Below are 268 nucleotides of genomic sequence, written 5' to 3' on the forward strand. Positions count from 1 at the left end.
GTCCAGACTCCTACGGGAGGCAGCAGTGGGGAATTTTGGACAATGGGCGCAAGCCTGATCCAGCAATGCCGCGTGAGTGAAGAAGGCCTTCGGGTTGTAAAGCTCTTTTGTCAGGGAAGAAACGGTGAGGGCTAATATCCCTTGCTAATGACGGTACCTGAAGAATAAGCACCGGCTAACTACGTGCCAGCAGCCGCGGTAATACGTAGGGTGCAAGCGTTAATCGGAATTACTGGGCGTAAAGCGTGCGCAGGCGGTTTTGTAAGTC

The 268-nt window shown here is 53.4% G+C and carries 1 rRNA gene; it reads left to right on the forward strand.

The features are described 5' to 3' along the window. Positions 1–268, forward strand: a 16S ribosomal RNA gene (locus H3H36_RS26465); the annotation flags it as partial.

Source organism: Rugamonas fusca (assembly GCF_014042365.1).
Taxonomy (GTDB): Bacteria; Pseudomonadota; Gammaproteobacteria; order Burkholderiales; family Burkholderiaceae_D; genus Rugamonas; species Rugamonas fusca.